This is a genomic window from Frankia sp. AgB32 (assembly GCF_023243045.1).
Lineage (GTDB): Bacteria > Actinomycetota > Actinomycetes > Frankiales > Frankiaceae > Frankia.
Window position 1 is genome coordinate 86,305 of record NZ_JALKFX010000005.1, and the last position, 21,120, is coordinate 107,424.

Below are 21,120 nucleotides of genomic sequence, written 5' to 3' on the forward strand. Positions count from 1 at the left end.
AAGATGATCTCACGAGATACCGATTCCAGCCTACCCGCGCAGAGATCGGACCGACCCTCGGCTCCGGGTCGCGCCGGGACGACTGTCGCCCACGGACGACCACCGACCGGGCATTGTGCGCGGTGGAACCGACCCAGGTCGGAATGTGCGACATTGGTGGTGTGTCGCCCGCCGAGCCCGCTGCTTCACCCGGACGACGCAGCGCCGCCGACGCGCCGGCATCGTCCGCCGCGCGATCAGTGCCCACCCGCGCCGACCGGGTCCGTGGCTGCCTGCTCGGTGGGGCGCTCGGAGACGCGCTGGGGGCCGCCATCGAGTTCCTGTCCCTCGAAGAGATCCGGCGGACGCATGGTCCGGCCGGCGTCGCCGGGTTGACGTCTGCCTATGGAGTCCACGCGCCGCTGACCGACGACACCCAGATGACGCTGTTCACCGTCGAGGGCCTGATCCGGGCGTCGGTGCGCGGCCGGTCGAAGGGAATCGCGCATCCGCCGTCGGTGGTCTGGGGGGCGCACCGCCGCTGGCTCGTCACCCAGCAGCAGCCGGCCCCGCCGGACCAGCCCGATGGCTGGCTCGCCGCGCAGCCGGTGCTGTACGCCCGGCGGGCGCCGGGCAACGCCTGCCTGTCCGGGCTGGAGCGCGGCGAGATGGGCACACCGGCGCGGCCCGCGAACCCCGACAGCAAGGGATGCGGCGCCGTGATGCGCTCGGCGCCGTTCGGCCTGCTTCGCTGGCATCCGCAGGCTTCCTGGGACCTGGCCGTCGAGTGCGCCGTGCATACCCACGGCCATCCGAGCGGCTCCCTGGCCGCCGGTGCGTTCGGCTGGATCATCGCGAGTGTCCTGTGGGGCGCGGCGGTCGCCGAGGCGACCGTGTCGGCACTCGGCCGGCTGGCCGCCGAATCCGACGGCGGTGAGGTGACGGACGCGCTGGGCGCCGCCCTCGCGCTGGCCGAGGACGGCCCGCCGACCGCGCAGCGCGTCGAGGGGCTCGGCGCCGGGTGGGTCGCGGAGGAGGCGCTGGCCATCGCGGTGTACTGCGCGGTGGCCGCGCCGGATCCGCGGAGCGCCCTGCTGGCGGCGGTGAACCATTCCGGCGACAGCGACTCGACCGGCTCGCTGTGCGGCAACCTGGTCGGCGCCGCGCTCGGCGTGCAGGCACTGCCAGCCGACTGGCTCGCGCAGCTCGAGGGATACGAGCTGGTGGATCAGCTCGCGGCCGACCTCGTGACAGAGGTCGATCACGCCGACACCGTCTCCGACGACGTCGGGACGGCCACCGCCGACTGGTTCGCCCGCTACCCCGGGAGCTGAACCACCCTCAGCCCACGTAGGCGCACCGCGGGGTCAGATCGCGGCGCGGCCGCCGTCGACGGACAGCAGGGCGCCGTGGATGTTGGCCGCGTGGTCGCCGGCGAGGAACACGGCCGCGTCGGCGACCTCCTCCGGGGAGACTGAGGCGGGCCCGGGGTGGGAGTGCAGCGGAAGTTCACCGACGCCGCCCGCACCGCGACGCGCACCGCACGGGGCCCGACCGCCGGCACCGCCCAGGGCCGCAGTTCGATCCCGTCCTCGCCGGTCAGGCTGACACAGACCAGCGCGGTGCGCTCCGCGACCGACGGCATGTGCGACTCCTCTGCCGTCGCGACCACCGGGGCCGATCTGCCCGGGCAATCGTGACGAGGCCAACGCCGCCGGTCAGCGCGGAGCAACACGTTGCCCGGCGCCCAGATCAGGCAGTTCCGCGGGCTCGCGCCAGCGCCGAGGTCTTCCGGCTGGCGATCACCTCGTCGACGAGGCCGTAGTCCTTGGCCGCCGCGGCACTGAAGATCTTGTCGCGTTCGGTGTCGCGGCGGATCGCCGCCTCGTCGCGGCCGGTGTGGCGGGCGAGGATCGCCTCCTGCAGGTCCCGGATCCGCATGATCTCCCGGGCCTGGATCTCCAGGTCGCTGGACTGGCCCTCGCCCTGCGCGGACGGCTGGTGGATCAGGATCCGGCTGTGCTCCAGCGCGAACCGCTTGCCCGGCGTACCCGCCGCGAGCAGCACCGCCGCCGCCGACGCCGCCTGCCCCATGCAGATCGTCGAGATGTCCGGCCGCACGAACTGCATCGTGTCGTAGATCGCCGTCAACGACGTGAACGACCCACCCGGCGAGTTGATGTAGATCGAGATGTCCCGGTCGGGATCCTCCGACTCCAGGAACAACAACTGCGCCATCACGTCGTTCGCCGACACGTCGTCGATCTGCACACCCAGGAAGACGATCCGCTCCTTGAGCAGCTTCGAGTACGGATCCATCGCGTACTCGCCGCGGGAGGTGCGCTCGACGATGTTCGGCAGCACCTGCCGGGCGGACGGTGCCTGCCAGCCGGCGTTCACCGGGCGCTCCCGGCGTCACCGAAGCCGGCACGGGTGGTCGAGCGGCGCCGCGGGCCGATGCCGCCGGCCTTCCCGCCGGGCACCTCGTCGACGCGCCGCACGACATGGTCCACCAGGCCGTAGTCGCGGGCCTCCGTGGCGGTGAACCAGCGGTCGCGGTCGGAGTCCGCTTCGATCTGCTCGACCGTGTGCCCGCTGTGGGCGGCGATGCGCTCCTGCAGGATCCGCTTGGTGTAGAGCATCTGCTCGGCCTGGATGGAGATGTCGGCGGCGGTCCCGCCGATCCCGCCGTGCGGCTGGTGCATCATGACCCGCGCGTGCGGCAGCGAGTAGCGCTTGCCGGCGGCGCCGGAGCAGAGCAGGAACTGGCCCATCGACGCGGCCAGGCCGAGCGCGACGGTCGCGACGTCGTTGCTGACGTACTGCATCGTGTCGTAGATCGCCATGCCGGCGCTCACCGAGCCGCCGGGCGAGTTGATGTAGAGGTAGATGTCGGCGTCGGGGTCCTCGGCGGCGAGCAGCAGCAGCTTCGCGCTGATCGCGTTGGCGACGTCGTCCTCGACGACGGTGCCGAGGAAGACGATCCGGTTCTCCAGCAGCCGGCCGTAGACCTGGTCGTCCATGGTCCCCGCCGCGGTCGCGGCGGCGGCCCGCAGGGTGGGCACGAGGCTCGGTGTCGATGGGGCGGGCATCGCGGGCGTCCTTCCGCCGGCCTGTCGGGGCTCGCCGTGGGTGGCGAGGGGCCGGCTCTGCCAGCGTCGCCCAGCGCGGGCCGTTTCAGCCGACGATCTGCCCGGAGCAGATCTGCCGAGGGCAGACAGCCACCCGCCGTCGCGTCACCGACCGCCGGGCCGGTCCCCTTCGCCCGCGCTCTCGGGGCCGCTGCCAGAGGCGGGGCCGGTGCGGTTCGGGCCGGTGCGGTTCGGGCCGGTGCGGTTCGGGCCGGTGCGGTTCGGGCCGGTGCGGTCGGGGCCGTCGCCGAGCGGGTCGGTGAGGAAGTCGAGGAACGAGTCGTCGAGGTCGAGACCCCGGGCGGCTGCGGCGGCCGTCAGGCCGTCGTCGCCCAGGTCGCCGTCGACGCGCAGTGACCGGGCGGCGTCGTCCTTCAGGCCGATCATGAAGTCCTCGGCGAGGCGCACCTGCTCCTGCAACGCGGCGAGCTTCTCCTCGGCGAGGCTGACCCAGGTGCGCAGCCGGTCGTGCAGCTCGGCACGGTTCGCCGCGGTCAGTTCCGGCCTGCCAATACGCTCGCGCAGAGTGAGGAGCGAACGCATCTCCTCGACGGTGAAGCCGAGCGGCTTCATCTTCTTGATCAGGAAGAACCGGTCGAGAGCGTCATCGTCGTAGAGCGGGAAGCCGTCCGCCGTGCGATCGACCGGGACCAACAGGCCCTCCTGCTCGTAGAACCGCACGGTGCGCAGGGACAGGGTCACCAGGGTCGCAACGTCACCGATCTCATAGCGTTCACCGCGGGCGTCGGCCGAAGGTCTGGCACTTCTAGCAGTGGACAATTCAACCCTTATCACGGTAATCGTGGCGGCTGGTGCTCTGGCTTCTAGCGTCTGTGCGTCCGCTGCCCACGGCAACTCGCACACCGTTAAAATCCGGCGAATCTTCACATAAGCCGCCGGGGAACGGCAGCGACCAGCGTTGGCCCCCCGCCGCGGCAGCACTGAGCGGGCACAGCATCCGTCGGCCGCCGGACGATGGTCCGGGATGGCCAGCACCGGGAATGCCGAAGCCCGCTCCGTCACATACGGTACCCGATTGCGATCGTCCGTCAGGGCATTCCGCCGCACGCGCCCACTCCCCCGCGCGCTTACCGGTGGGCGGCAACCCGCTGGCGGAAAGTCACCGACCGCCGGTCCGTCAGACCGATCGGTTCGCGTCGCCGTGCAGTCCGACCACGAAGTCCTCGGCAACGCCGGCCTGTGCCCGCAACGTGGCCAGCTTCTCCTCGGCGAGCACGACCCAGGTACGCAGCAGCTCACGCAGCTCCGTGCGGCGGGCGTCGGACACCCCGGGATCGGCCAGCTCGTCGCGCACCGACAACAACGAGCGCATCTCCTCCAGAGTGAAACCCAGAGACTTCATCTTCTTGATGACCTGCAGGCGGTCGACGGCCTCATCGCCGTAGAGCCGGAAGCCACCGGGGGTGCGACCCGCCGTCGTCAGCAGTCCGGCCTCTTCGTAGTACCGAACCGTGCGCAGGGAGAGCCCGACCCGCTCGGCCACCTCGCCAATCTGGTACGTGGTCGCGCGGGCCGTACGGAGTGCGGATGGTTCACGACGCGTCGTGGACAAGGTGACCCTATCGTTAGTCTCTCGCCGTCCGGAGCAAGGCTGATAACAGACCACTCTACGACGTTCCGGACAGCGCGCCGATACCGGCGGTGCCCGCTATTCCATCGGGCGCTCCGTACCGGATCAACGCGCGACGCGACTACGATCACCCTCGCCACCGGCCCGCATCGGTCGACGCCGGCAGCGTGACCAGGCAGTCTCATCGACGGGTGCACGAAGCCCGGCGCCGCCGGTACGGGCCGGCGTCGGCACACCGCCCCGCGGCGCGGGCCGCGAGGCGAGGAGAGCCGCTGTGCGAGGGAGAGAGTTGTGCTGAGCAGGATCGACCACGTCGGAATCGCGGTGGCGTCGCTGGCCGATGCCATCCCCCACTACGAGAAGGCGTTCGGTCTCAAGGTCGTGCACCAGGAGGACAACGAGCGCCAGGGCGTGCGGGAGGCCATGCTGCTGGTGACCAGCGGCGAGGCCGGCAGCTCCTACGTCCAGCTGCTCGAACCGCTGCGCGAGGACAGCCCGGTCGGGAAGTTCCTCGTCAAGCGCGGCCCGGGCATCCACCACATCGCCTACGGCGTCGCCGACATCGACAGCGCGCTGGCCGCGCTCACCGAGAGCGGCTTCGACCTGGTCAACAAGACGCCGGTGCACGGCACGGCCGGCAGCCGGATCGCGTTCCTGCACCCCAAGGCCCTCGGCGGGGTCCTGACCGAACTGGTCGAGGCCGTCGAGGGCCACTGAGTCCGACGCCGGGTGCTGATCGGGGTTGCGCGGGGCCGGACGGCCGCCGCGCAACCCCCCGTCCCGGTTCAGCGGCGGCTGGCCGGGGCCGAGTAGGCAGCGGTGGGGACCGGGTCCAGCGGGGTCACGCTGGTCCCGTTCCACTGGAAGCGCGCGGTGGACCCACCGGCGGTCGGGCAGCACATCGGGTCGTCCGGGCGGTACAGGTCGTACTGCAGCGCGACCACCCGGTCCGTGGACCAGATCCAGCGGATCGTCGCGCTGGGCTGCGGCGCGTCGTTGCCGACGAACTCCCCGCGGTGGAACAGGAACGCCCGCTGCGGGTGCCCGTCACCGGACGTCGAAAGCAGCCCGACGATCACGCTGAGGTCAGCGCCCGGGTCGAAGCCGGCGAACGAGATCGGGGTGTAGCCGGCCGCCCGCACGACCGAGGACGCCTTCGCGGTGCCGAGCGCGGGTGATCCCGACGTGTCCGATGCGGCACCGGCAGCACCGGCGGTTCCGGCGAGCCCGGCGACCAACGTGAGCACACCAATCATCACTGAAACGACAAGTCCGCGACGTAGAGCCATGACACCCCCCAGGTTCCGTGTTGACCCGACCACGCTAGATGCACGGTTCGGCGGATGCCCGTAGGACCGGGGCTATGCGCGCTATGTCGTCCGGATGTTCGTGGATTGCCCGGCGGTCGAGTCACCACTTCCGCCGTTGCCTCCCGACTGTCACCGCCGGGGTGTCCGACGGAGCGGGCCAACGCTCCCGGGCGGGCAGGGCCGCGGACGACACCGGCCGGCGGGGCGGGGTACACCACCGGAGCCAGACCAGCGAGATTACCCTACGTAGTCGACGTCGCCTCGCGCGATCATGCCCGGGGCGCCGCCGTGGTCGCTCGGTATGGACACACCGGACGCGAAACCATACGGAGGAGCAACCGCGGTCCCTCTGCCACGCAGACATCGGACGAAACGGGCAACGTCGGCCGTTGCAATCGGTGACCGTGCTGCCCGAGAGGGACCGTGGCCGTCTTGTTCAGGCCGGCGGGGGTGCGCCGTCGCTGGGGGTCCGGCGGGTGGCGCCGTGGCGCAGGCGGGCGGCGCGGGCGACGGCGGCGAGTAGTCCGGGCGGGCGGCGGAAGGTCGTCAGGGTGGTGCCGGGCAGGGCCAGGCGGCGGGTGGCGACGGAGCGGGGGCGGGCGAACTCGCGCAGCCCCTCGGCGCCGTGCACCCGGCCGAACCCGCTCTCCCCGCTGCCACCGAACGGCAGCCCCGGGATCGCGGCGAACGACAGCACGGCGTTGACGGACACCATCCCGGCGTCGAGGCGGGAGGCGATCTCGTCGCCGCGACGGCGGGAGAACACCGTCGCGCCCAGCGCGTACGCGGTGCCGTTGGCCAGCTCGACGGCCTCGTCGACGTCGGCGACGGTGCGCACGGTGACGACCGGGCCGAACGTCTCCTCCTGCACGGCGGCGCTGTCCTCGGGCACGTCGACGAGCACGACCGGCTCGACGAAGATGTCGCCGACCGACGTCTCGCCGCCGACCAGGGCGCGTGCGCCGTGGGCGAGCGCGTCGTCGACATGGCGGCGCACCACGTTGATCTGGCCGGGCATCGTCATCGGGCCGTAGGAGGCGTCCGGGCCGGCGCCCGGGTGGATGCCGTCGAGGGCCTTGCGCAGTTCGGCGAGGAACGGTTCGGCGACGGCGCGGGTCACGTAGACGCGTTCGACGCCGGCGCAGGTCTGCCCGCCGTTGGACATCGCCCCCCAGGCCGCCGCCCGCGCCGCCGCGCGAAGGTCGGCGTCGTCGGCGACGACCATCGGGTCCTTCCCGCCGCACTCGACGACGACCGGCGTCAGCGTCGCCGCGCAGGCCGCCATCACCGCCCGTCCGGTGGCCGACGACCCGGTGAACGCGATCTTGTCGACGCCGGCGGCGCACAGCGCGGCGCCGGTGGCACCGAAACCGGTCACCACGGTGAGCACGCTGGCCGGCGCGTCCGGGTTCGCCTCGGCGAACGTCTGCGCCAGCCGGGTACCCAGCGCCGGGGTGTGCTCGCTGGGCTTGAACACGACCGTGTTCCCGGCGGCGAGCGCGTAGGCGATCGACCCGATCGGCGTGAGGATCGGATAGTTCCACGGCCCGATCACCCCGACGACGCCAAGCGGTCGGTACTCCACCCGCGCGGTGTGGTCGGCGAGGAATGGCCCCGGCAGCACCCGCCTCGTCCGCAGCACCCGCTGGGCGTTGCGGGCGGCCCACCGGACGTGCTCCAGCGCGGTCAGCAGCTCGATCCGCGCGTCCGCCGCGACCTTCCCGTTCTCCTCGTGCAGCAACGCGACGAGATCGCCGTCGCGCCCGGCCAGGTGCGCCCCCCAGCGCAGCAGGCGCGCACGGCGCTCGTCCGCGCCCAGCCTCGCCCACCAGCCCGCCGCCGCTCGCGCCTTGCCCACCGCCGCCGCCACCTCGACCGCACCGTGCACCGGGAAGCGCCCCACGACCGCCCCCGTCACCGGATTCACCGAGACAAGCTCACCACCGCGGTCGCGGCCGACGACAGTCACGCGAAACGTCCCAGCGCACGTAGCCGCAAAGCAGACCCCTTGATGATCACAACTGTGAAGTCCCTGGCGTGTCGAGAGTAATGCCGCATTCTCACTGGTCCGCATGCACCGACGCCGCCGTTCCGCCTGCCACCGGACCGGCGTCCGCCCACCCGCCCACCGGGCGGTACTGGCGACCGCCCGACCTCACCGATCAATCTCGCGTCGAACGGCGTTGATATTGCGCCGTATCGTCAGAGTCTTCGAATGGTCCGGGCCGTAGCTGGCCTCCGTGATCGTCAAGGCACGCTCGAACATCGACAACACCTCCGCCACCCGGCCAAGATCCCGCAATGCCAGGGCCACACTGCTCAGACGCGCAGCGACCTCGGGATGGTGCGGGCCGTAGGTGGCCTCGGCAATCACCAACGCCCGCTCGAACATCGGCAACACGTCATCAACCCGACCAAGATCCGCCAGCACCGAGGCCAGATTACTCAGACAGTCGGCGGTGACGGGATGGCCCGGGCCATAGATCGTCTCGGCAATCGCCAACGCACGTTCGAACATCGGCAGCGCCTCACCCGAGCGTCCGTGTTCCTGCAGGTAGGTGGCGATTCGATCGCACAACCAGGTCAGGTCGGCGGCCTTCGCGCATGTCTTTTCATCTGAACCGTCGGGCGTCCTGGCCGGCTTGGACACCCGCTCGACGAGCGTGAGCACATGGGGAAGCAGGTCGCGCCACCGCGGCCACCCTCGTGGCGAGCGCTGGATCTCCACGGGAAGATCGGCGCGATAGAGGCGCAGCAGCGTGGCGACCACTACTGACTTGCGCTGGGGCGAAGTACGGCGTCGAGTGGTCGCCTGCACGAGACGGTGGACCGACACAGTGTGGGTGTCCCGGCCAGCCAGCCCGAAATGGACGAGCGCGCCGACCGTGCGAGCCCAGGACACCTGATCATCGAGTACCTGGAACAGCGCTCCCTCGCCGACAAGCTTCGCGCGACCAGCGAACAGGTCAAGCGGGATTGGTTGCGGGCCGCAGAACGACAACAGTTCGAGCAGTTCCACCGCCGCCGGGTCCGCGACCGCCAATCGGCTGACCGACAGTTCCCATAGCGTGGCGACGGTTACCCCCGCCCGTTCTGTCACCTGCCCGAGCTCGACGGTGTCCTCCAGGCGCTCCGCCAGCATCGCGGCAAACTCCGCTGGCGGGATGGCGGTCTGCTCGCAGAACGCGGCCGCCTGCTCCACGGCAAGGACCAGGTCACCGAGCAGCTCGGCGATCCTGTCCGCAGTGTCCGGGTCCATGTCGGCGACCCGGCCGGACAGCAGGGTCACCGATTCGGACCGGGCCAGCGTCGGCACCTCCACCACCGCGCCGAGCCCGCCCCAGCCTGACATGCGTGAGGTAACCACTACCCGTCCACGCCTGTCGACCGGCCGGAACGGCGCCACCGCCGCGATGTCCTCCGCGTTGTCGAACACCAGCAGCCACCGAAGCCCCCGGCGACGCAACTCCGCCAGCGTTCCGGCGGCCTCCGCCCCCGCCGGTAGGCCCAGAGCCTCTCCCAGCTCGCCGATCTGCGCGGGCACCGTGTCCGCCTGTTCGGCGTCCACCCACCAGACGACGTCGAAGTCGCCCGCGTGTTGGTGTGCGTACTCGAGCGCCAGCGACGTCTTGCCCACCCCACCCATGCCCGCCAGGGCGACCACGGTGACGACACCATCGGCCCGCAGACTGTCTGCGACCAGCGCCAACTGGTCGGATCGGCCGAGGAACGCCGCCAACCGGGCCGGTACGTTCCACACATCCGGCAGCCCACCGGGGAACAACGCCCGTTCGGGCACCGTCCTCAGGTCAGGTGGGAACAGCGGCGCCACCGCCGGTTTGACCCGTGTGCCGGTGATCGCCGAGCGCGCGGCGCCCACGACCGTCGTGCGCGCGGTCCGCTCCGAGCAACCGAACAGATCCGCCGACACCACCTGGCCCAACAGCCCCGACCTCTCGCAGTCAGCCACCCGAAACGCCAGCAGCCGCCGATCCGCGCCCGCCGGATCCTCCGCCCAGGCGGCCCGCCACTCGGCCCTGCCGTACACCGACCGCGTGTAGTTCGCCGAGAGCACCGCCACCGTCCGCCGGGACCGGGACACCCCCTCGTCCATTCCCGCGACCCAGTTCACCCCGGGCGGGAAGTCCCACGCCTGGACGAGGACGGAGAAGCCAGCCTCCTCCAGGACCCACGCGATCCACTCCGCCCACGGCCGATCGACCGCCGTGTACGACACGAAGAAGTCTCGCTCGTCGCCGCCCACGACGTCTCCGCCAGCCACGCGGACAGTCTGCATCACCACTTATCGGCACAAAACATCGCCGTTCGGCTTCTGGTTGGCGGGGAAATCAGCGGGCGTGACGTGCTGACGGGTGCGGCCGGGCAGCGCCGGAGGGTCGGCTTACAGGAACGAGTCGCGGTAGGTGGTGAACCATTCGCGTTGGGCGCGCTGGTCGGGGGTCTCCTCGGCGCTGACGTGGCCGAACAGGGTGGCGGGGGGCGGCGGGTCCAGGGCCAGGCAGGCGCGGCGCAGGTCGGCGGCGGCGTCGTCGGCGCCGGCGCGGACCTCGTCGAACCAGCCGGCGGACACGTCGCGGGCGAGCATGCGGCGCAGCCGTTCGATCGGGTCACGGGCCGCCCAGGCGGCGACCTCGTCGGCGGGCTGGTAGCGGGTCGCGTCGTCGGAGGTGGTGTGCGGGGCCATCCGGTAGGTGCTGGCCTCTATGAGGACCGGGCCGCCGCCGGAGCGGGCGTGGGCCAGCGCCCAGCTGGTGACGGCGTGCATGGCGAGCACGTCGTTGCCGTCGACGCGCAGGCCCGGGAAGCCGAACCCGTCGGCGCGCCGGGACAGCCGCACCGGCGACTGGCGGCTCGTCGGCGTGGAGATGGCCCAGCCGTTGTTCTGGCAGAGGAACACGACGGGGGCGCCGAAGCTCGCCGCCCAGACGAACGCCTCGTTCGCGTCGCCCTGACTCATCGCGCCGTCACCGAGGTAGACGAGCACGGCGGTGTCCCGTTCGGGGTCGCCGGTGCCGACGGCGCCGTCGAGGAGCACGCCCATGCCGTAGCCGACGGCGTGCAGGGTCTGCGAGGCGAGGACGATCGTGTAGTTCGCCATGTTGTGGGCGTCGGTGTCCCAGCCGTCGTGGCTGATGCCGCGCAGCAGCCGGAGCACCTCGGCGGCGGGTATCCCGCGGTGCCAGGCGACGGCGTGCTCCCGGTAGCTGGGGAAGATGAAGTCCCGCGGGCCGACGGCCTGGGCCGAGCCGACCTGCGCCGCCTCCTGCCCGCGGCACGGGATCCACAGCACCAGTTCGCCCTGCCGCTGCAGGGCGGTGGCCTCCTCGTCGAGGCGGCGCGAGAGCGCCATGGACGCGTAGAGCTCGCGGCACAGGTCGTGGTCGGCGAGGGCGGTGAACCGCGGGTCGCTCACCCGGGTGCCGTCCGGCGCCAGCAGTTGGATGCCGACGTCGGCGAGCTCGCCCGCCGGGCCGGCGCTGCCCGACTGCGAGGACGGGCCGGGCGGGGCCGGCGGCGCGCCCACGGGCGCTGACCGGCCGGGCTGCCCGGCGGGGGCCGGGACAGTGCCGGCGATTGTGACGGTGGTCCTGACCGCCGGGCCCGCCGCGGCGGCGGGTGACGGCGGCGCCACCGCGGCCACGGCGGCCGAACCCGGCCGTGCCGTTGGCCGTTCGGAAATCGGCTCCGGTCGCTGCGCGACATCCATGCCGACTGTCCCTCCCAACCCGCAGGATCGCAGGACGTCCTACGATCGGAAACCATCGAAAAAGGAGCGGTATACCGGCAGGACACTACGCGCTCCCGGTACTGGGAGAACGCCGGATCGCCGAACGACAATCACTTTGGACTCCTACCCGCCCAGGGACGGCGAGACCCCTGGACGTCCGACCGTCGGATACCAACGAAAAAATCAGCCCCGATTGTGAACCGACGGAGAACGGGCACGCAGGAAGGGCACCCGGCAGGTTAGGGAAATATTTCCTGCCGCATCAGGACACAGCACCGGACGCGATACCGGGCAGTGACGGGAAGGACCGGTCGTCCCACACGAACAGGACACGAGAAGGGCAAGGGCCACACCGGCACGACGCCGAGGCTCGACTCGGGTGAGGTCGTGTGTGGGTTGACACCGGTACCCCGGTGTCCGCGGCGACAACGGCCCGGGACGGGCCGCGTGGGGTCCACCGCACCTCCCGCGTGGCGACCGGGCCACCTGCGGGGCGCCGACACACGATCACGATCCGCCCTGGTCCGGACGGGCGGTGCGGGAGAATGGCCATATGGCCGGTGGACCTGACCGTGTGCGCGTGGTGCTGACCCGATCGGGGGGGTTGCTGGGCCGTCCGGTATCGCGTGGCCTGGACACGGCCGACCTGTCCGCCGAGGCGGCGGCGCAGCTGCGTCACCTCGTCGAGGAGGTCCGGGAAGGCTCCGCCGGCGCGGCCGATCCGCCAGCCGGCTCCTCGTCCGGCGTGGACCGGTTCGTGTACACGCTGGAGATCCACCGGGCCGGTGAACGGCTCACGCGGACGTTCACCGAGGCGGTGCCGGCTGAGCTGCGGCCGCTGGTGGACCTCCTGCGCGGGGCTCCCCGTCTGCCGCCGGGCCGGCCGGTGCGATGAGGGTCGGCGCCCGGTGGCGCCGGATGGCCCCGGATGTCCGGCCGGCGCGGCTTAAATTCATTCGCGCACGGGACATGGATCGGCCATCCTGCACATGGCGGCCAGACCGGCCGCAATTCGGGGAAGGCGGCCGACGAATCCGTCTTTCCACCGAGGGTGGAAGGCCCGCGGAACCCGACCGGAGGATGGCCGGAACACGGCAGCAATGCCCGCCCGTTCTCCTGTCCATATCCGGCCCGACGTCTGGTCTGGACTGTTCTTTGCGGCCCGGAGCGGCGTCCGGCACCATTCATGCCACAAGGGAGTGAACCGTCTATGAGCCCCGTCGCGACGCTCGGCGCTGCCGCGCATCCGATCTGGCTGTGGACCCGGCCGGAGGATGTCGAAAGCGCCGCGCTGGACCAGCTGCGTAATGTCGCCTCGCTGCCGTACATCCACCATCACGTCGCGGTCATGCCCGACGTGCACCTCGGTTACGGGGCCACGGTCGGGTCCGTGATCGCGTTGCGCGACGCGGTGTCGCCGGCCGCGGTCGGCGTCGACATCGGCTGCGGGATGGCGGCGGCGCGCACCAACCTGACCGCCGAGGACCTGCCGGATGACCTTGGCGGCCTGCGGTCGGCGCTGGAGGCCGCGATCCCGGTCGGGATGTCCCGCCATGCGCAGCCGACCGCCCACGCGCGGCGTCAGGACGACCTGTGGGCGACGTTCGACCAGCTCCATCCGCGGGTCGCCGGTCGGCTGGACCGGGCGATGGCCCAGCTCGGCACGTTGGGCTCGGGCAACCACTTTCTCGAGGTCTGCCTGGACACCGACGGCGCGGTGTGGATCATGCTGCACTCCGGGTCCCGCAACATGGGCAAGGAGCTCGCCGAGGCGCACATCGCGATCGCCCGCACGCTCGAACACAACGCGGGCCTGCCCGATCGTGACCTGGCGGTGTTCCTCGCCGGCACCGAGCAGATGCGGGCCTATCGGCACGACCTCGACTGGGCCCAGGCCTACGCGCGGCGCAACCGGGACGCGATGCTCGCCGCCGCGGTCGACGCGTTGCGGCCGCTGCTGCCCACGCTGCGCGTGCCGACCCCACCGACGGAGGGGCCGCACGCGGGCAGCCACGAGTTCGCGCTCGTGAACTGCCATCACAACTATGTCGCCGCCGAGCACCATTTCGGCGCGGACGTCCTGGTCACCCGCAAGGGTGCCATCTCCGCCCGTGATGGCGAATACGGGATTATTCCGGGCTCGATGGGGACGCGCTCCTACCTGGTGCGCGGCCGGGGCAACCCCGATTCGTTCCATTCCGCCAGCCACGGCGCCGGCCGCACGATGAGCCGCAACAAGGCCCGTCGCACGTTCACCGTGGACGACCTCGCCGCCCAGACCCGCGGCGTCGAATGCCGCAAGGACCGTGGTGTCCTGGACGAGATCCCAGCCGCCTACAAGGACATCGACGCCGTCATCGCCGCCCAGGAGGATCTGGTCGACGTCGTCGCCGAACTGCGCGCCGTCCTCTGCGTCAAGGGCTGACCGTGGTGGGGCCGCCGAGACCCGGCGGCCCCACCCGCGTCGCCGAGAGCAGACCGGCGAGATCAGACCGAGCAGGTCAGACCAAGCAGGTCAGACCAAGCAGGTCAGACCAAGCAGGTCAGACGAAGGTCTCGTCGACGTAGCACCAGCGCCAGTCCTCGCCGGGTTCGAACGACCGGACGATCGGATGGCTGTGGCTCGCCGCATGGGCGCTGGCGTGCCGTGCCGGTGACGAGTCGCAGCACCCGACGGATCCGCAGGTCAGGCACAGCCGCAGATGCACCCACCGGCCGCCGAGTCGCAGGCATTCGCCGCAGCCCTCGGGCGTGAGCGGCTCCACGTCGCGGATCTCGCTGAGGTGGGGATCCTGCATGGTGGTCATCGGTGCCTCCGGTCGCGGCCCGGCGGGCACGGCCCGGTCGCCTGTGCCGCCCTCCGCACGCACTATGCACCACCCGAACGGCCCCCACACCTACCTCCGGGCCACGCCAAACCTGGCTGGCCGGCCCGGTCGCTGCCACGGTCCGGACCGGGCCGCGCGGTCAGGCGGCGTCGTGAAAGATCAGGCCCAGGGTGCGCCGCTGACCCGAACGGACGGTGCTCACGCCGTGGCGAACCGCCGTCGCGGACCAGCCGCGGACGGACGGTACCGGTCTGTCGCGCGTGGTGAACAGCAGGGCGTGCCCGCGCGGCAGAGCCAGCGCGGTGCCGCGGGACTGGGCGCGGGCCCGCTGCTCGACGAGCAGGAACTCACCGCCGGCGTAGTCCGACCCGGGGGCATCAAGACCGATCACCACCTGCAGGGGGAAGACCAGATCGCCGTAGAGGTCCTGGTGCAGCGCGTTCCAGTCACCCGCCTGGTAGCTGAGCATCAGCGGGGTGGGTTTTCGCTGGCCGGCACGGTGGCAGGTGGCCAACCAGTCGTCGAGGGTGTCAGGCCAGGGGGCTGCGCGGCCCAGGCGGGCCGCCCAGCGCAGCGCCACGGGTCGCAGCAGCTCGTAGAAGGCCGCCCGCAACTCCCGCACGGGCGCCGGCAGCGGATGGTCGAAGTAGCGGTACTCCCCGGAGCCGAGCCGGTGGCGGGCCATGTCGACCGTGGCACGGAAGCGGGCCGGCTGCGCGAGCAGGCGCACCAGCTGCTGGCAGTCCGCGTCGGCGAGCACTGGCCCGGTCAGGGCATAACCGGCCTCGTCCAGCTCCACCCGGACCGCCTCCGCGGCCGCGGGTGACCATGTCGCCAGGGCATCCGACCATTCCCGCCGGGCTTCGTCTGCCCCGGACGAACCAGGGCTCACAGCCTGACCGCCCGAGCCCGGGCCGCCGCGAACTCCACGGCGGGCGGGAGCGTTCCTTCGAGGCGCAGCAGGAACTCCTTGCGGTCGAGCCCGGCCGCGTAGCCGCGCAGGGCCCCGTCGGCGCCGATCACCCGGTGACATGGCCTGAGCAGAAGCAGCGGGTTCGCGCCGACCGCCGTGCCGACCGCGCGGGCATCCGCCCGGCCGGCGCCGATCCGGGCGGCGAGCTGGCCGTAGCTGATCGTCGTGCCGTACGGGATCGTCTCCATCGCGCGCCATACCCGCTCCTGGAAGACCGAACCGCGGGTGCGCAGGGTGAGGTCGAAGTCGCGCAGTTCGCCGTCGAAGTACGCGCCGAGCTGGCGGACGACGTCGACGAACGGTTCGCGCGCCGGCCGCCAGCCGGGTCCGGGAGTCACCGCACCGCGCTGGCGGGTCATGCTCAGCGCCGTCAGCGCCGGGCCGGCGTCGGCCTCCTCGGGCTCGGTGCCCACCACCAGCAGCTCCCCGATCGGGCTGGACACCGTCGTGTGGAGCATCACCGATCAATCCTCTCTTCTGGTCCGGTGGGACTGGTCATGGCCGGCGAGTCGGGGGGCGCGGCGGCCGCGGCCCACAGCTGGTGGGTCGCGTAGCTGCGCCACGGTGACCAGCGGGCGGACTGCCGCAGGTCGAGGCCGTGCCGGCGGGCCGCGGAACGCAACGCGGCGTCGCCCGTGGGCAGGACGTCCGGATCGCCGAGTGCGCGCATCCGGATGTAGGCGGAGGTCCACGGACCGACGCCCCGCACGCGCAGCAGTGCCGCTTCGGCCGCGTCGCGGTCGACGCCGACGTCGAGCACGACGCTGCCCTCGGCAAGCGCCCGGGCGAGTGCCCGCACCGTCTCCCGCCTCGCCGAGGGCATCCCCAACTCACCCAGATCCGCGTCGGCCAGCGCGTCGACGCGAGGAAACAGCCTGGTCAGGCCACCGCTGGGCGTCGGCAACGGCTCGCCGTGGGCCGCCACCAGCGCCGTGCCGAGCCGTCGGGCGGCCCGCAGGGAGACCTGCTGGCCGAGCACCGCCCGCACGGCGATCTCGTGCGGATCGACGGCCCCCGGCGTGCGCAGTCCCGGCCGCCCCGTCACCAGGTCGCCCAGCGTCGGCTCGCTGGCCAGCCGGTCGGAGACGGCCAGCGGGTCGGCGTCGAGATCGAGCAGGCAGCGCACTCTCGCGACCGCCACGCCAAGATCACGCATGTCGCTCAGCACCAGCCGGCAGGCCAGGGAGCCCTCGCCGTCGGCGACCGAGCTCTCGGCAACCTCCGCGATGCCGTGGCCGCGGGGCAGGCGCAGTGTCCGGCGATACACGCGGTCCCCGGATGGCCCGATCATCTCCTCGACTCCGGCCAGCGCGCGTCGGCCGAGGAAGTCGAGCAGGGCGGCGATCTCGAACGGCGGCCGATAGCCCAGCCGCAGCATCAGCCCCGCCTGTTCGCACCCCTCGGTCCGGCCCGATCGCGCCAGCGCCGGCCTGGCCCGTCGAGAGCCGCGCAGCTCCCCGGGAGTGGCCGCGTAGACCGCTCGGATGGTGTCGTTGAACTGGCGCACACTCGCGAACCCCGCGGCGAAGGCCACATCCGTGGCCGGCAGATCCGATGTCGCCAGCAGTGTCCGCGCGGCGTGGGCCCGCCGAACGCGGGCCAGCGCCCGCGGACCGGCGCCCACCTCGGCCGTGAGCTGGCGGGTGAGCTGGCGCGGGCTGTAGCCCAGCCGGGCGGCGAGCCCGCCGACGCCCTCCCGGTCGACCACGCCGTCGCTGATGAGGCGCATCGCCCGGCCGACCACGTCGGCGCGGACGTTCCAGTCCGCGCAGCCGGGTACCGCGTCGGGCCGGCATCGCCGGCAGGCACGGAAGCCCTCTCCGTTCGCGGCGGCGGCGGTGGCGAAGAAGCGGATGTTCTCCCGTTTCGGCCGCACCGCCGGGCAGCTCGGCCGGCAGTAGATCCTGGTGGTGGTCACGGCGAAGAAGAACGCGCCGTCGAACCGTGCGTCCCGGCTCGCCACGGCGTCGAACCGCCCCTGCTCCGTCGTCATGGCCCCAGCTTCGACGCTGCCCACGACAGATGCTGGCGGGAATCGGACATCGATGCCGCCAGCGGCGCGGGCGCGTGTGGCCCCGGGCGCGCCCCGCGCCACCGCCCGTTCGGAGGATCAGCCGCTCTGGCTGCGCGCGTCGCGGGGTCAGGTGAGGGGACGGCGCAGCACGACGAAGTAGAGGTCGGTTCGCATCGGTTCCCCGAGCCGGGTGTCGTCGTAGGGGAACGGACGGGTCTCCCCGGTTCGCCGGTAGCCCCGGCGGAGGTACCAGTCGATCAGCTCGGCCCGCTGGGCGATCACCACCATCTCCATCCAGCCGGCCGACCAGGCTCCCCGCGCATGCTGTTCGGCCAGCGCCAGCAGTGCACCGCCGACGCCCGCCCCCTGCTGGGTGGGGCTGACGGCGAACAGGCCGAAGTAGGCACCGACCGCGGTCGGTGCCGCCGCATCCGGATCGACCAGGTCCGCGCTGCCTGCCGGGCCCTCCGTTCGGGCCAGATCGTGGCGGGTGGATGGCTGTTCCTTCGGCGGCGACTCGATCCGACGCGACTCGATCCGACGCGCCTCGATCCGACGCCGCACCTGGCAGCAGCCCACCAGAGCGGCGGACGGATCCTCGGCGAGCAGGATGTCTCTGTCGGAGCTGGCCAGCGCCGCGCTCACCTCGCACACGTCCGTGCGCTGGCCGGCGACAAGATCCGCCTCGGTGGTCCATCCCGCCCGGCTGGGCTCCCCCCGGTAGGCCGACTGCACGAGCGTCACGATCGCCTCCGCGTCGGCGTCCGTCGCGACGCGAAACGTCAGATTGCCCGGCGGAGGCGGCGGAACCAGTCGCATTCCCCCATCCTGGCTCCTCAGCCGGGACGTTCCCCCGGGGGGGCCGGTTGCGCCGCGACCGGCGCCGGCCCGGTGAGCGCCGCCGCGCCTCCGGTTGTCGCCGTCGCGGCGCCGGTCATCGCCTCGGCGAGGCGGGGCAGCACCGAGCCGAGCGGTGCGTCGATGCGCAGGCTCGCCCGACTGTCGCCACGGGTCTGGCCCTGGTTGACGATGCCGACCGGAATGCCTAGCTCAGCCGCCCGCAGAACAAAGCGATACCCGGACATCACTGTCAGCGATGACCCCAGTATCAGCAGCAGCCGGGCGTTCTCCACCAGGTCAAACGCCTGCGCGACGCGCGGACGGGGCACGGTGGCGCCGAAGAACACCACGTCGGGCTCCAGCCGGTTACCGCCACAGTCGCCGCAGCCCACCATGACGAAACCAGCGACCGTCTCCTCCGACAGGGTCACGTCACCATCCGGATTGGCGGGTGCGCCGGCGACGTGGAAGTGGGGATTCGCCACGCGCAGCCGGGCATCGAGATCGTGCCGCGGGCTCACCTGGCCGCAGTCGGGGCACAGCACCCGGGCGAGATTCCCGTGCAGATCGATCACGTGTCGTGCGCCGGCGCGCTGGTGCAGGCCGTCCACGTTCTGGGTGACGACGCCGGTGAGCAACGCCGCCTGCTCCAGTTGGGCCACTGCTCGATGGCTCGCGTTCGGCTCGGCGCGGGCGATCTGTCGCCAGCCGGCGTGGCTGCGGGCCCAGTAGCGATGCCGGGCACCCGGCTTACCGGTGAATTCCTGATAGGTCATCGGGGTGTGCCGCCGCAGTGCCCCGTTCGGCCCCCGATAGTCCGGGATCCCCGAGTCGGTGGAGATCCCCGCGCCACTCACCACCGCGACACCGCCCGCGGCGACCAGGGCGCACAACTCTCCAAAGGACGTGTCACCGTCGATCCGCGCCACCGTCACATCCCTATGCTGCCCGAACATGTGCCGCCCGAACGGAGGGCACTCCAGGCGGGCCCGATGCGGCGATGGCGCACCACCCGTCCCGACTGGTGACCTCTCGGCCCCGGTCGTAACGTTGGCCCCAACAGCCTCTCTCCAGAGGGGATGCGCGCCGATGAACACGCACCTCGAACAGCATGACGGGCCGCGACGGGCCTGTCCGGTCGACGACGGGGACGCGGCGAACACCCAGCGGCTTGGCACCTGGGAGGCCGCGGTGGCGGCCGGCAGCCCCGGACCGCAGGCGCCTCTGTGCGACGCGGCAGGGCGGGTGACCCGGCGGCAGGACGTGGTCGAGGCGGAGGTCGTCCGCTGCCTGCCGGGCGGGCTGGCGCTGGTACGAACCTCCGCCGGCACCGAGGAGGTCGGTCTCGCCTTCGTCGCCGCACGGCCCGGTGAGGAGATCCTGATCCATGCCGGGGAGGCGATCGGCCGGATCGGGGCTGGTGCTGTCCGAACGGGCCACGTCGAGTGAGGAACACCGCCCGAGTGGACCCCGGCAGTCCCGCTCCGAGCTGCTTCGGGGTTCTTTTCCAGAGCCGTGGTGCCCACCTGCGTGGGGCCCGACAGCACGCCCGGCCCCTCCACACGGGCAAACCCGACACCAACCCACCTAGAACGACCAACCAGAAGCACGTACGGACCACCGGGCGCCGATCGGAGAGAGACGCCGACCCGGCAGGCCGATACGGAGGATGAAGCCGATGAGGACGGTGGACACGCAGCCCGATCGGGCGGTGGAGATCGCCGACGAGGCGATCTACCGAGGCGCCGCGCGGCCCGGGACACCAGGCGGGGCAGGCTCCGTGGCCGGGGTGCTCACCCCGCCGGCCTACGCAGTAGGCCATCCCGGGGATCGGGCATACGCGCGCGCGGAATGTCTGGTGGACGCCGATCCCGACGCGACGCTGCGGGTGCGGGTGCGCTGGCTGCAGATCGCGACCGGTCAGTCCCGTGGCTCTCGCCCGGCCGCGTCGGACGGCGGGCCTGGTCGGGGCACCACGACCGCTGTCCTCGACGCCGAACGCACGGAGTTCGTTCCCCGGGAGGTCGCCGGGGACATGCTGCTCAGCGACCTGCTCGTGGCCCGGCACGCGCAGCCTCCGACGATCAGGGGCGGATGGTCGCGGGGTTGGCTGCCCCACCTCAGCGCCGCCCGACCGGACCCGTGGGAGTCAGGTCGCGTCGATGCGGGCCGGCGCCCCGTCGGCACGATGCGGCTCAGCGCACCGGCCGGCCGGCGGGTGCGGATGATCGACCGGGCGGACACGACACCGGCGGGAGTCGCCTGGGACACCTGGTCCGCCCAGGGCGAGCTGCGGCTCAGCGCCGGGCTGACAGCCGCCGGTCGCCGACTCATCCGGCTGCGCGCGGAACTCGTGAACACCTCCGGCTGGCAACCCCGCATGGACGAGACTCTCCAGGGGTTTCGGCTCGGCCGGGACGGCGACGGACCGCGCGAACGGGCCATGCGCCATGCCCTGGTGGGTGCGCATGTCATCGTCTCCACGGACCAGGGCGCCTTCGTCTCGGTGACCGACCCGCCCGAGTGGGCCATGCAGACGGCGCGCGAATGCCGCAACGACGGCCTGTGGCCGGTCGTGATCGACACGGCCGGTGGGCGGTCCGCGGTGCTGTTCTGCCCGGTCAGACTGGCCGACGACCCCGGTCCGGCGGTCGTCCGCCCGTCCGCCGGCGCGTGAGCCGCACCCGGGACGTACGAGGAGGCGG

The 21,120-nt window shown here is 72.2% G+C and carries 22 protein-coding genes; 7 read left to right on the plus strand and 15 right to left on the minus strand.

Annotation, left to right across the window (positions count from 1 at the left end):
* The first annotated feature begins 239 nt into the window (after nucleotides 1-239).
* The gene (locus MXD60_RS03020) at nucleotides 240-1,313 is read left to right on the plus strand and encodes an ADP-ribosylglycohydrolase family protein (protein ID WP_248817383.1); all 1,074 of its coding nucleotides are present in this window, start codon (nucleotides 240-242) and stop codon (nucleotides 1,311-1,313) included.
* Nucleotides 1,314-1,346: 33 nt separating this feature from the next.
* Here MXD60_RS03020 and MXD60_RS29230 read toward each other — a convergent pair whose 3' ends face one another.
* Nucleotides 1,347-1,424, minus strand: a complete 78-nt coding sequence (locus MXD60_RS29230) for a hypothetical protein (protein ID WP_248817409.1) — start codon at nucleotides 1,422-1,424, stop codon at nucleotides 1,347-1,349.
* Between the two features lie 45 nt (nucleotides 1,425-1,469).
* Here MXD60_RS29230 and MXD60_RS29235 point away from each other — a divergent pair, with 45 nt between their 5' ends.
* Nucleotides 1,470-1,679: a hypothetical protein gene (locus tag MXD60_RS29235; protein ID WP_248817416.1), complete on the plus strand. Its 210-nt coding sequence runs from the start codon at nucleotides 1,470-1,472 to the stop codon at nucleotides 1,677-1,679.
* A 52-nt stretch (nucleotides 1,680-1,731) separates the two neighbouring features.
* On the opposite strand, the gene MXD60_RS03035 is transcribed toward MXD60_RS29235, so the two are convergent.
* The 4 genes from MXD60_RS03035 to MXD60_RS03050 all read right to left on the minus strand — a co-directional run bounded on the left by MXD60_RS03035 (nucleotide 1,732) and on the right by MXD60_RS03050 (nucleotide 4,683).
* The gene (locus MXD60_RS03035) at nucleotides 1,732-2,379 is read right to left on the minus strand and encodes an ATP-dependent Clp protease proteolytic subunit (RefSeq protein WP_248817384.1); all 648 of its coding nucleotides are present in this window, start codon (nucleotides 2,377-2,379) and stop codon (nucleotides 1,732-1,734) included.
* Nucleotides 2,376-3,071, minus strand: coding sequence for a ClpP family protease (locus MXD60_RS03040; RefSeq protein WP_283097672.1), 696 nt, complete (start codon nucleotides 3,069-3,071; stop codon nucleotides 2,376-2,378). Before MXD60_RS03040 ends, MXD60_RS03035 begins: the two co-directional genes overlap by 4 nt.
* 144 nt (nucleotides 3,072-3,215) lie before the next feature.
* Nucleotides 3,216-4,178 carry a MerR family transcriptional regulator gene (locus MXD60_RS03045; protein ID WP_308222349.1) on the minus strand — a complete coding sequence of 321 codons (963 nt, stop codon included), beginning with the start codon at nucleotides 4,176-4,178 and terminating at the stop codon, nucleotides 3,216-3,218.
* 70 nt (nucleotides 4,179-4,248) lie between these two features.
* Nucleotides 4,249-4,683, minus strand: coding sequence for a MerR family transcriptional regulator (locus MXD60_RS03050; RefSeq protein WP_283097674.1), 435 nt, complete (start codon nucleotides 4,681-4,683; stop codon nucleotides 4,249-4,251).
* A gap of 309 nt (nucleotides 4,684-4,992) precedes the next feature.
* On the opposite strand from MXD60_RS03050, the gene mce reads away from it, so the two are divergent.
* On the plus strand, nucleotides 4,993-5,418 hold the full coding sequence (gene mce, locus MXD60_RS03055) for a methylmalonyl-CoA epimerase (RefSeq protein WP_248817387.1): 426 nt from the start codon (nucleotides 4,993-4,995) through the stop codon (nucleotides 5,416-5,418).
* Nucleotides 5,419-5,486: 68 nt separating this feature from the next.
* Here mce and MXD60_RS03060 read toward each other — a convergent pair whose 3' ends face one another.
* The 4 genes from MXD60_RS03060 to MXD60_RS03080 all read right to left on the minus strand — a co-directional run bounded on the left by MXD60_RS03060 (nucleotide 5,487) and on the right by MXD60_RS03080 (nucleotide 11,739).
* The gene (locus tag MXD60_RS03060; protein WP_248817388.1) at nucleotides 5,487-5,957 is read right to left on the minus strand and encodes an LppP/LprE family lipoprotein; all 471 of its coding nucleotides are present in this window, start codon (nucleotides 5,955-5,957) and stop codon (nucleotides 5,487-5,489) included.
* A 490-nt stretch (nucleotides 5,958-6,447) separates the two neighbouring features.
* Nucleotides 6,448-7,980 carry an aldehyde dehydrogenase family protein gene (locus MXD60_RS03065; protein ID WP_248817389.1) on the minus strand — a complete coding sequence of 511 codons (1,533 nt, stop codon included), beginning with the start codon at nucleotides 7,978-7,980 and terminating at the stop codon, nucleotides 6,448-6,450.
* 186 nt (nucleotides 7,981-8,166) lie between these two features.
* A complete protein-coding gene (fxsT, locus tag MXD60_RS03070; RefSeq protein WP_283097675.1) occupies nucleotides 8,167-10,308 on the minus strand; it encodes an FxSxx-COOH system tetratricopeptide repeat protein in 2,142 nt (713 codons plus the stop codon).
* 105 nt (nucleotides 10,309-10,413) lie between these two features.
* Nucleotides 10,414-11,739, minus strand: coding sequence for a thiamine pyrophosphate-dependent enzyme (locus MXD60_RS03080; RefSeq protein ID WP_248817390.1), 1,326 nt, complete (start codon nucleotides 11,737-11,739; stop codon nucleotides 10,414-10,416).
* Nucleotides 11,740-12,313: 574 nt separating this feature from the next.
* On the opposite strand from MXD60_RS03080, the gene MXD60_RS03085 reads away from it, so the two are divergent.
* Together MXD60_RS03085 and MXD60_RS03090 are read left to right on the plus strand one after the other, a co-directional pair.
* Complete coding sequence (locus tag MXD60_RS03085) at nucleotides 12,314-12,655, plus strand: protealysin inhibitor emfourin (RefSeq protein ID WP_248817391.1); 342 nt, start codon at nucleotides 12,314-12,316, stop codon at nucleotides 12,653-12,655.
* A 315-nt stretch (nucleotides 12,656-12,970) separates the two neighbouring features.
* Complete coding sequence (locus tag MXD60_RS03090; RefSeq protein ID WP_248817392.1) at nucleotides 12,971-14,185, plus strand: RtcB family protein; 1,215 nt, start codon at nucleotides 12,971-12,973, stop codon at nucleotides 14,183-14,185.
* A gap of 118 nt (nucleotides 14,186-14,303) precedes the next feature.
* Here the strand turns inward: MXD60_RS03090 and MXD60_RS03095 are convergent, their stop codons facing one another.
* From MXD60_RS03095 to MXD60_RS03120, 6 genes are all read right to left on the minus strand, one after another.
* The gene (locus tag MXD60_RS03095; RefSeq protein WP_248817393.1) at nucleotides 14,304-14,567 is read right to left on the minus strand and encodes a UBP-type zinc finger domain-containing protein; all 264 of its coding nucleotides are present in this window, start codon (nucleotides 14,565-14,567) and stop codon (nucleotides 14,304-14,306) included.
* A gap of 160 nt (nucleotides 14,568-14,727) precedes the next feature.
* Nucleotides 14,728-15,387, minus strand: a complete 660-nt coding sequence (locus MXD60_RS03100) for a 2OG-Fe(II) oxygenase (protein ID WP_248817394.1) — start codon at nucleotides 15,385-15,387, stop codon at nucleotides 14,728-14,730.
* A gap of 89 nt (nucleotides 15,388-15,476) precedes the next feature.
* Nucleotides 15,477-16,019, minus strand: coding sequence for a methylated-DNA--[protein]-cysteine S-methyltransferase (locus tag MXD60_RS03105; RefSeq protein WP_248817412.1), 543 nt, complete (start codon nucleotides 16,017-16,019; stop codon nucleotides 15,477-15,479).
* Entirely contained in the window at nucleotides 16,019-17,554 is a 1,536-nt protein-coding gene (locus MXD60_RS03110; RefSeq protein ID WP_248817395.1) for an AlkA N-terminal domain-containing protein, read from the minus strand. The genes MXD60_RS03105 and MXD60_RS03110 overlap by 1 nt, the downstream gene beginning before the upstream one ends.
* 147 nt (nucleotides 17,555-17,701) lie before the next feature.
* Nucleotides 17,702-18,394 (minus strand): GNAT family N-acetyltransferase, encoded by a 693-nt coding sequence (locus MXD60_RS03115; protein WP_248817396.1) that lies wholly within the window; start codon nucleotides 18,392-18,394, stop codon nucleotides 17,702-17,704.
* A 17-nt stretch (nucleotides 18,395-18,411) separates the two neighbouring features.
* On the minus strand, nucleotides 18,412-19,371 hold the full coding sequence (locus tag MXD60_RS03120; protein WP_518467243.1) for an NAD-dependent protein deacetylase: 960 nt from the start codon (nucleotides 19,369-19,371) through the stop codon (nucleotides 18,412-18,414).
* Between the two features lie 133 nt (nucleotides 19,372-19,504).
* Between MXD60_RS03120 and MXD60_RS03125 the strand changes: the two genes are divergently transcribed.
* Nucleotides 19,505-19,864 (plus strand): hydrogenase assembly protein HupF, encoded by a 360-nt coding sequence (locus MXD60_RS03125; protein ID WP_248817398.1) that lies wholly within the window; start codon nucleotides 19,505-19,507, stop codon nucleotides 19,862-19,864.
* A gap of 229 nt (nucleotides 19,865-20,093) precedes the next feature.
* Nucleotides 20,094-21,092: a hypothetical protein gene (locus tag MXD60_RS03130; RefSeq protein ID WP_248817399.1), complete on the plus strand. Its 999-nt coding sequence runs from the start codon at nucleotides 20,094-20,096 to the stop codon at nucleotides 21,090-21,092.
* The last annotated feature ends 28 nt before the right edge of the window (nucleotides 21,093-21,120 follow it).

Coding starts and splice junctions, on each gene's coding strand:
- MXD60_RS03040 (WP_283097672.1), bottom strand. CDS start 3,071: ATGCCCGCCCCATCGACACCGAGCCTCGTGCCCACCCTGCGGGCCGCC.
- MXD60_RS03060 (WP_248817388.1), bottom strand. CDS start 5,957: ATGATTGGTGTGCTCACGTTGGTCGCCGGGCTCGCCGGAACCGCCGGT.
- fxsT (WP_283097675.1), bottom strand. CDS start 10,308: ATGCAGACTGTCCGCGTGGCTGGCGGAGACGTCGTGGGCGGCGACGAG.
- MXD60_RS03080 (WP_248817390.1), bottom strand. CDS start 11,739: ATGGATGTCGCGCAGCGACCGGAGCCGATTTCCGAACGGCCAACGGCA.
- MXD60_RS03085 (WP_248817391.1), top strand. CDS start 12,314: ATGGCCGGTGGACCTGACCGTGTGCGCGTGGTGCTGACCCGATCGGGG.
- MXD60_RS03090 (WP_248817392.1), top strand. CDS start 12,971: ATGAGCCCCGTCGCGACGCTCGGCGCTGCCGCGCATCCGATCTGGCTG.
- MXD60_RS03095 (WP_248817393.1), bottom strand. CDS start 14,567: ATGACCACCATGCAGGATCCCCACCTCAGCGAGATCCGCGACGTGGAG.
- MXD60_RS03105 (WP_248817412.1), bottom strand. CDS start 16,019: ATGCTCCACACGACGGTGTCCAGCCCGATCGGGGAGCTGCTGGTGGTG.
- MXD60_RS03110 (WP_248817395.1), bottom strand. CDS start 17,554: ATGACGACGGAGCAGGGGCGGTTCGACGCCGTGGCGAGCCGGGACGCA.
- MXD60_RS03115 (WP_248817396.1), bottom strand. CDS start 18,394: ATGCGACTGGTTCCGCCGCCTCCGCCGGGCAATCTGACGTTTCGCGTC.
- MXD60_RS03120 (WP_518467243.1), bottom strand. CDS start 19,371: ATGTTCGGGCAGCATAGGGATGTGACGGTGGCGCGGATCGACGGTGAC.
- MXD60_RS03125 (WP_248817398.1), top strand. CDS start 19,505: ATGAACACGCACCTCGAACAGCATGACGGGCCGCGACGGGCCTGTCCG.
- MXD60_RS03130 (WP_248817399.1), top strand. CDS start 20,094: ATGAGGACGGTGGACACGCAGCCCGATCGGGCGGTGGAGATCGCCGAC.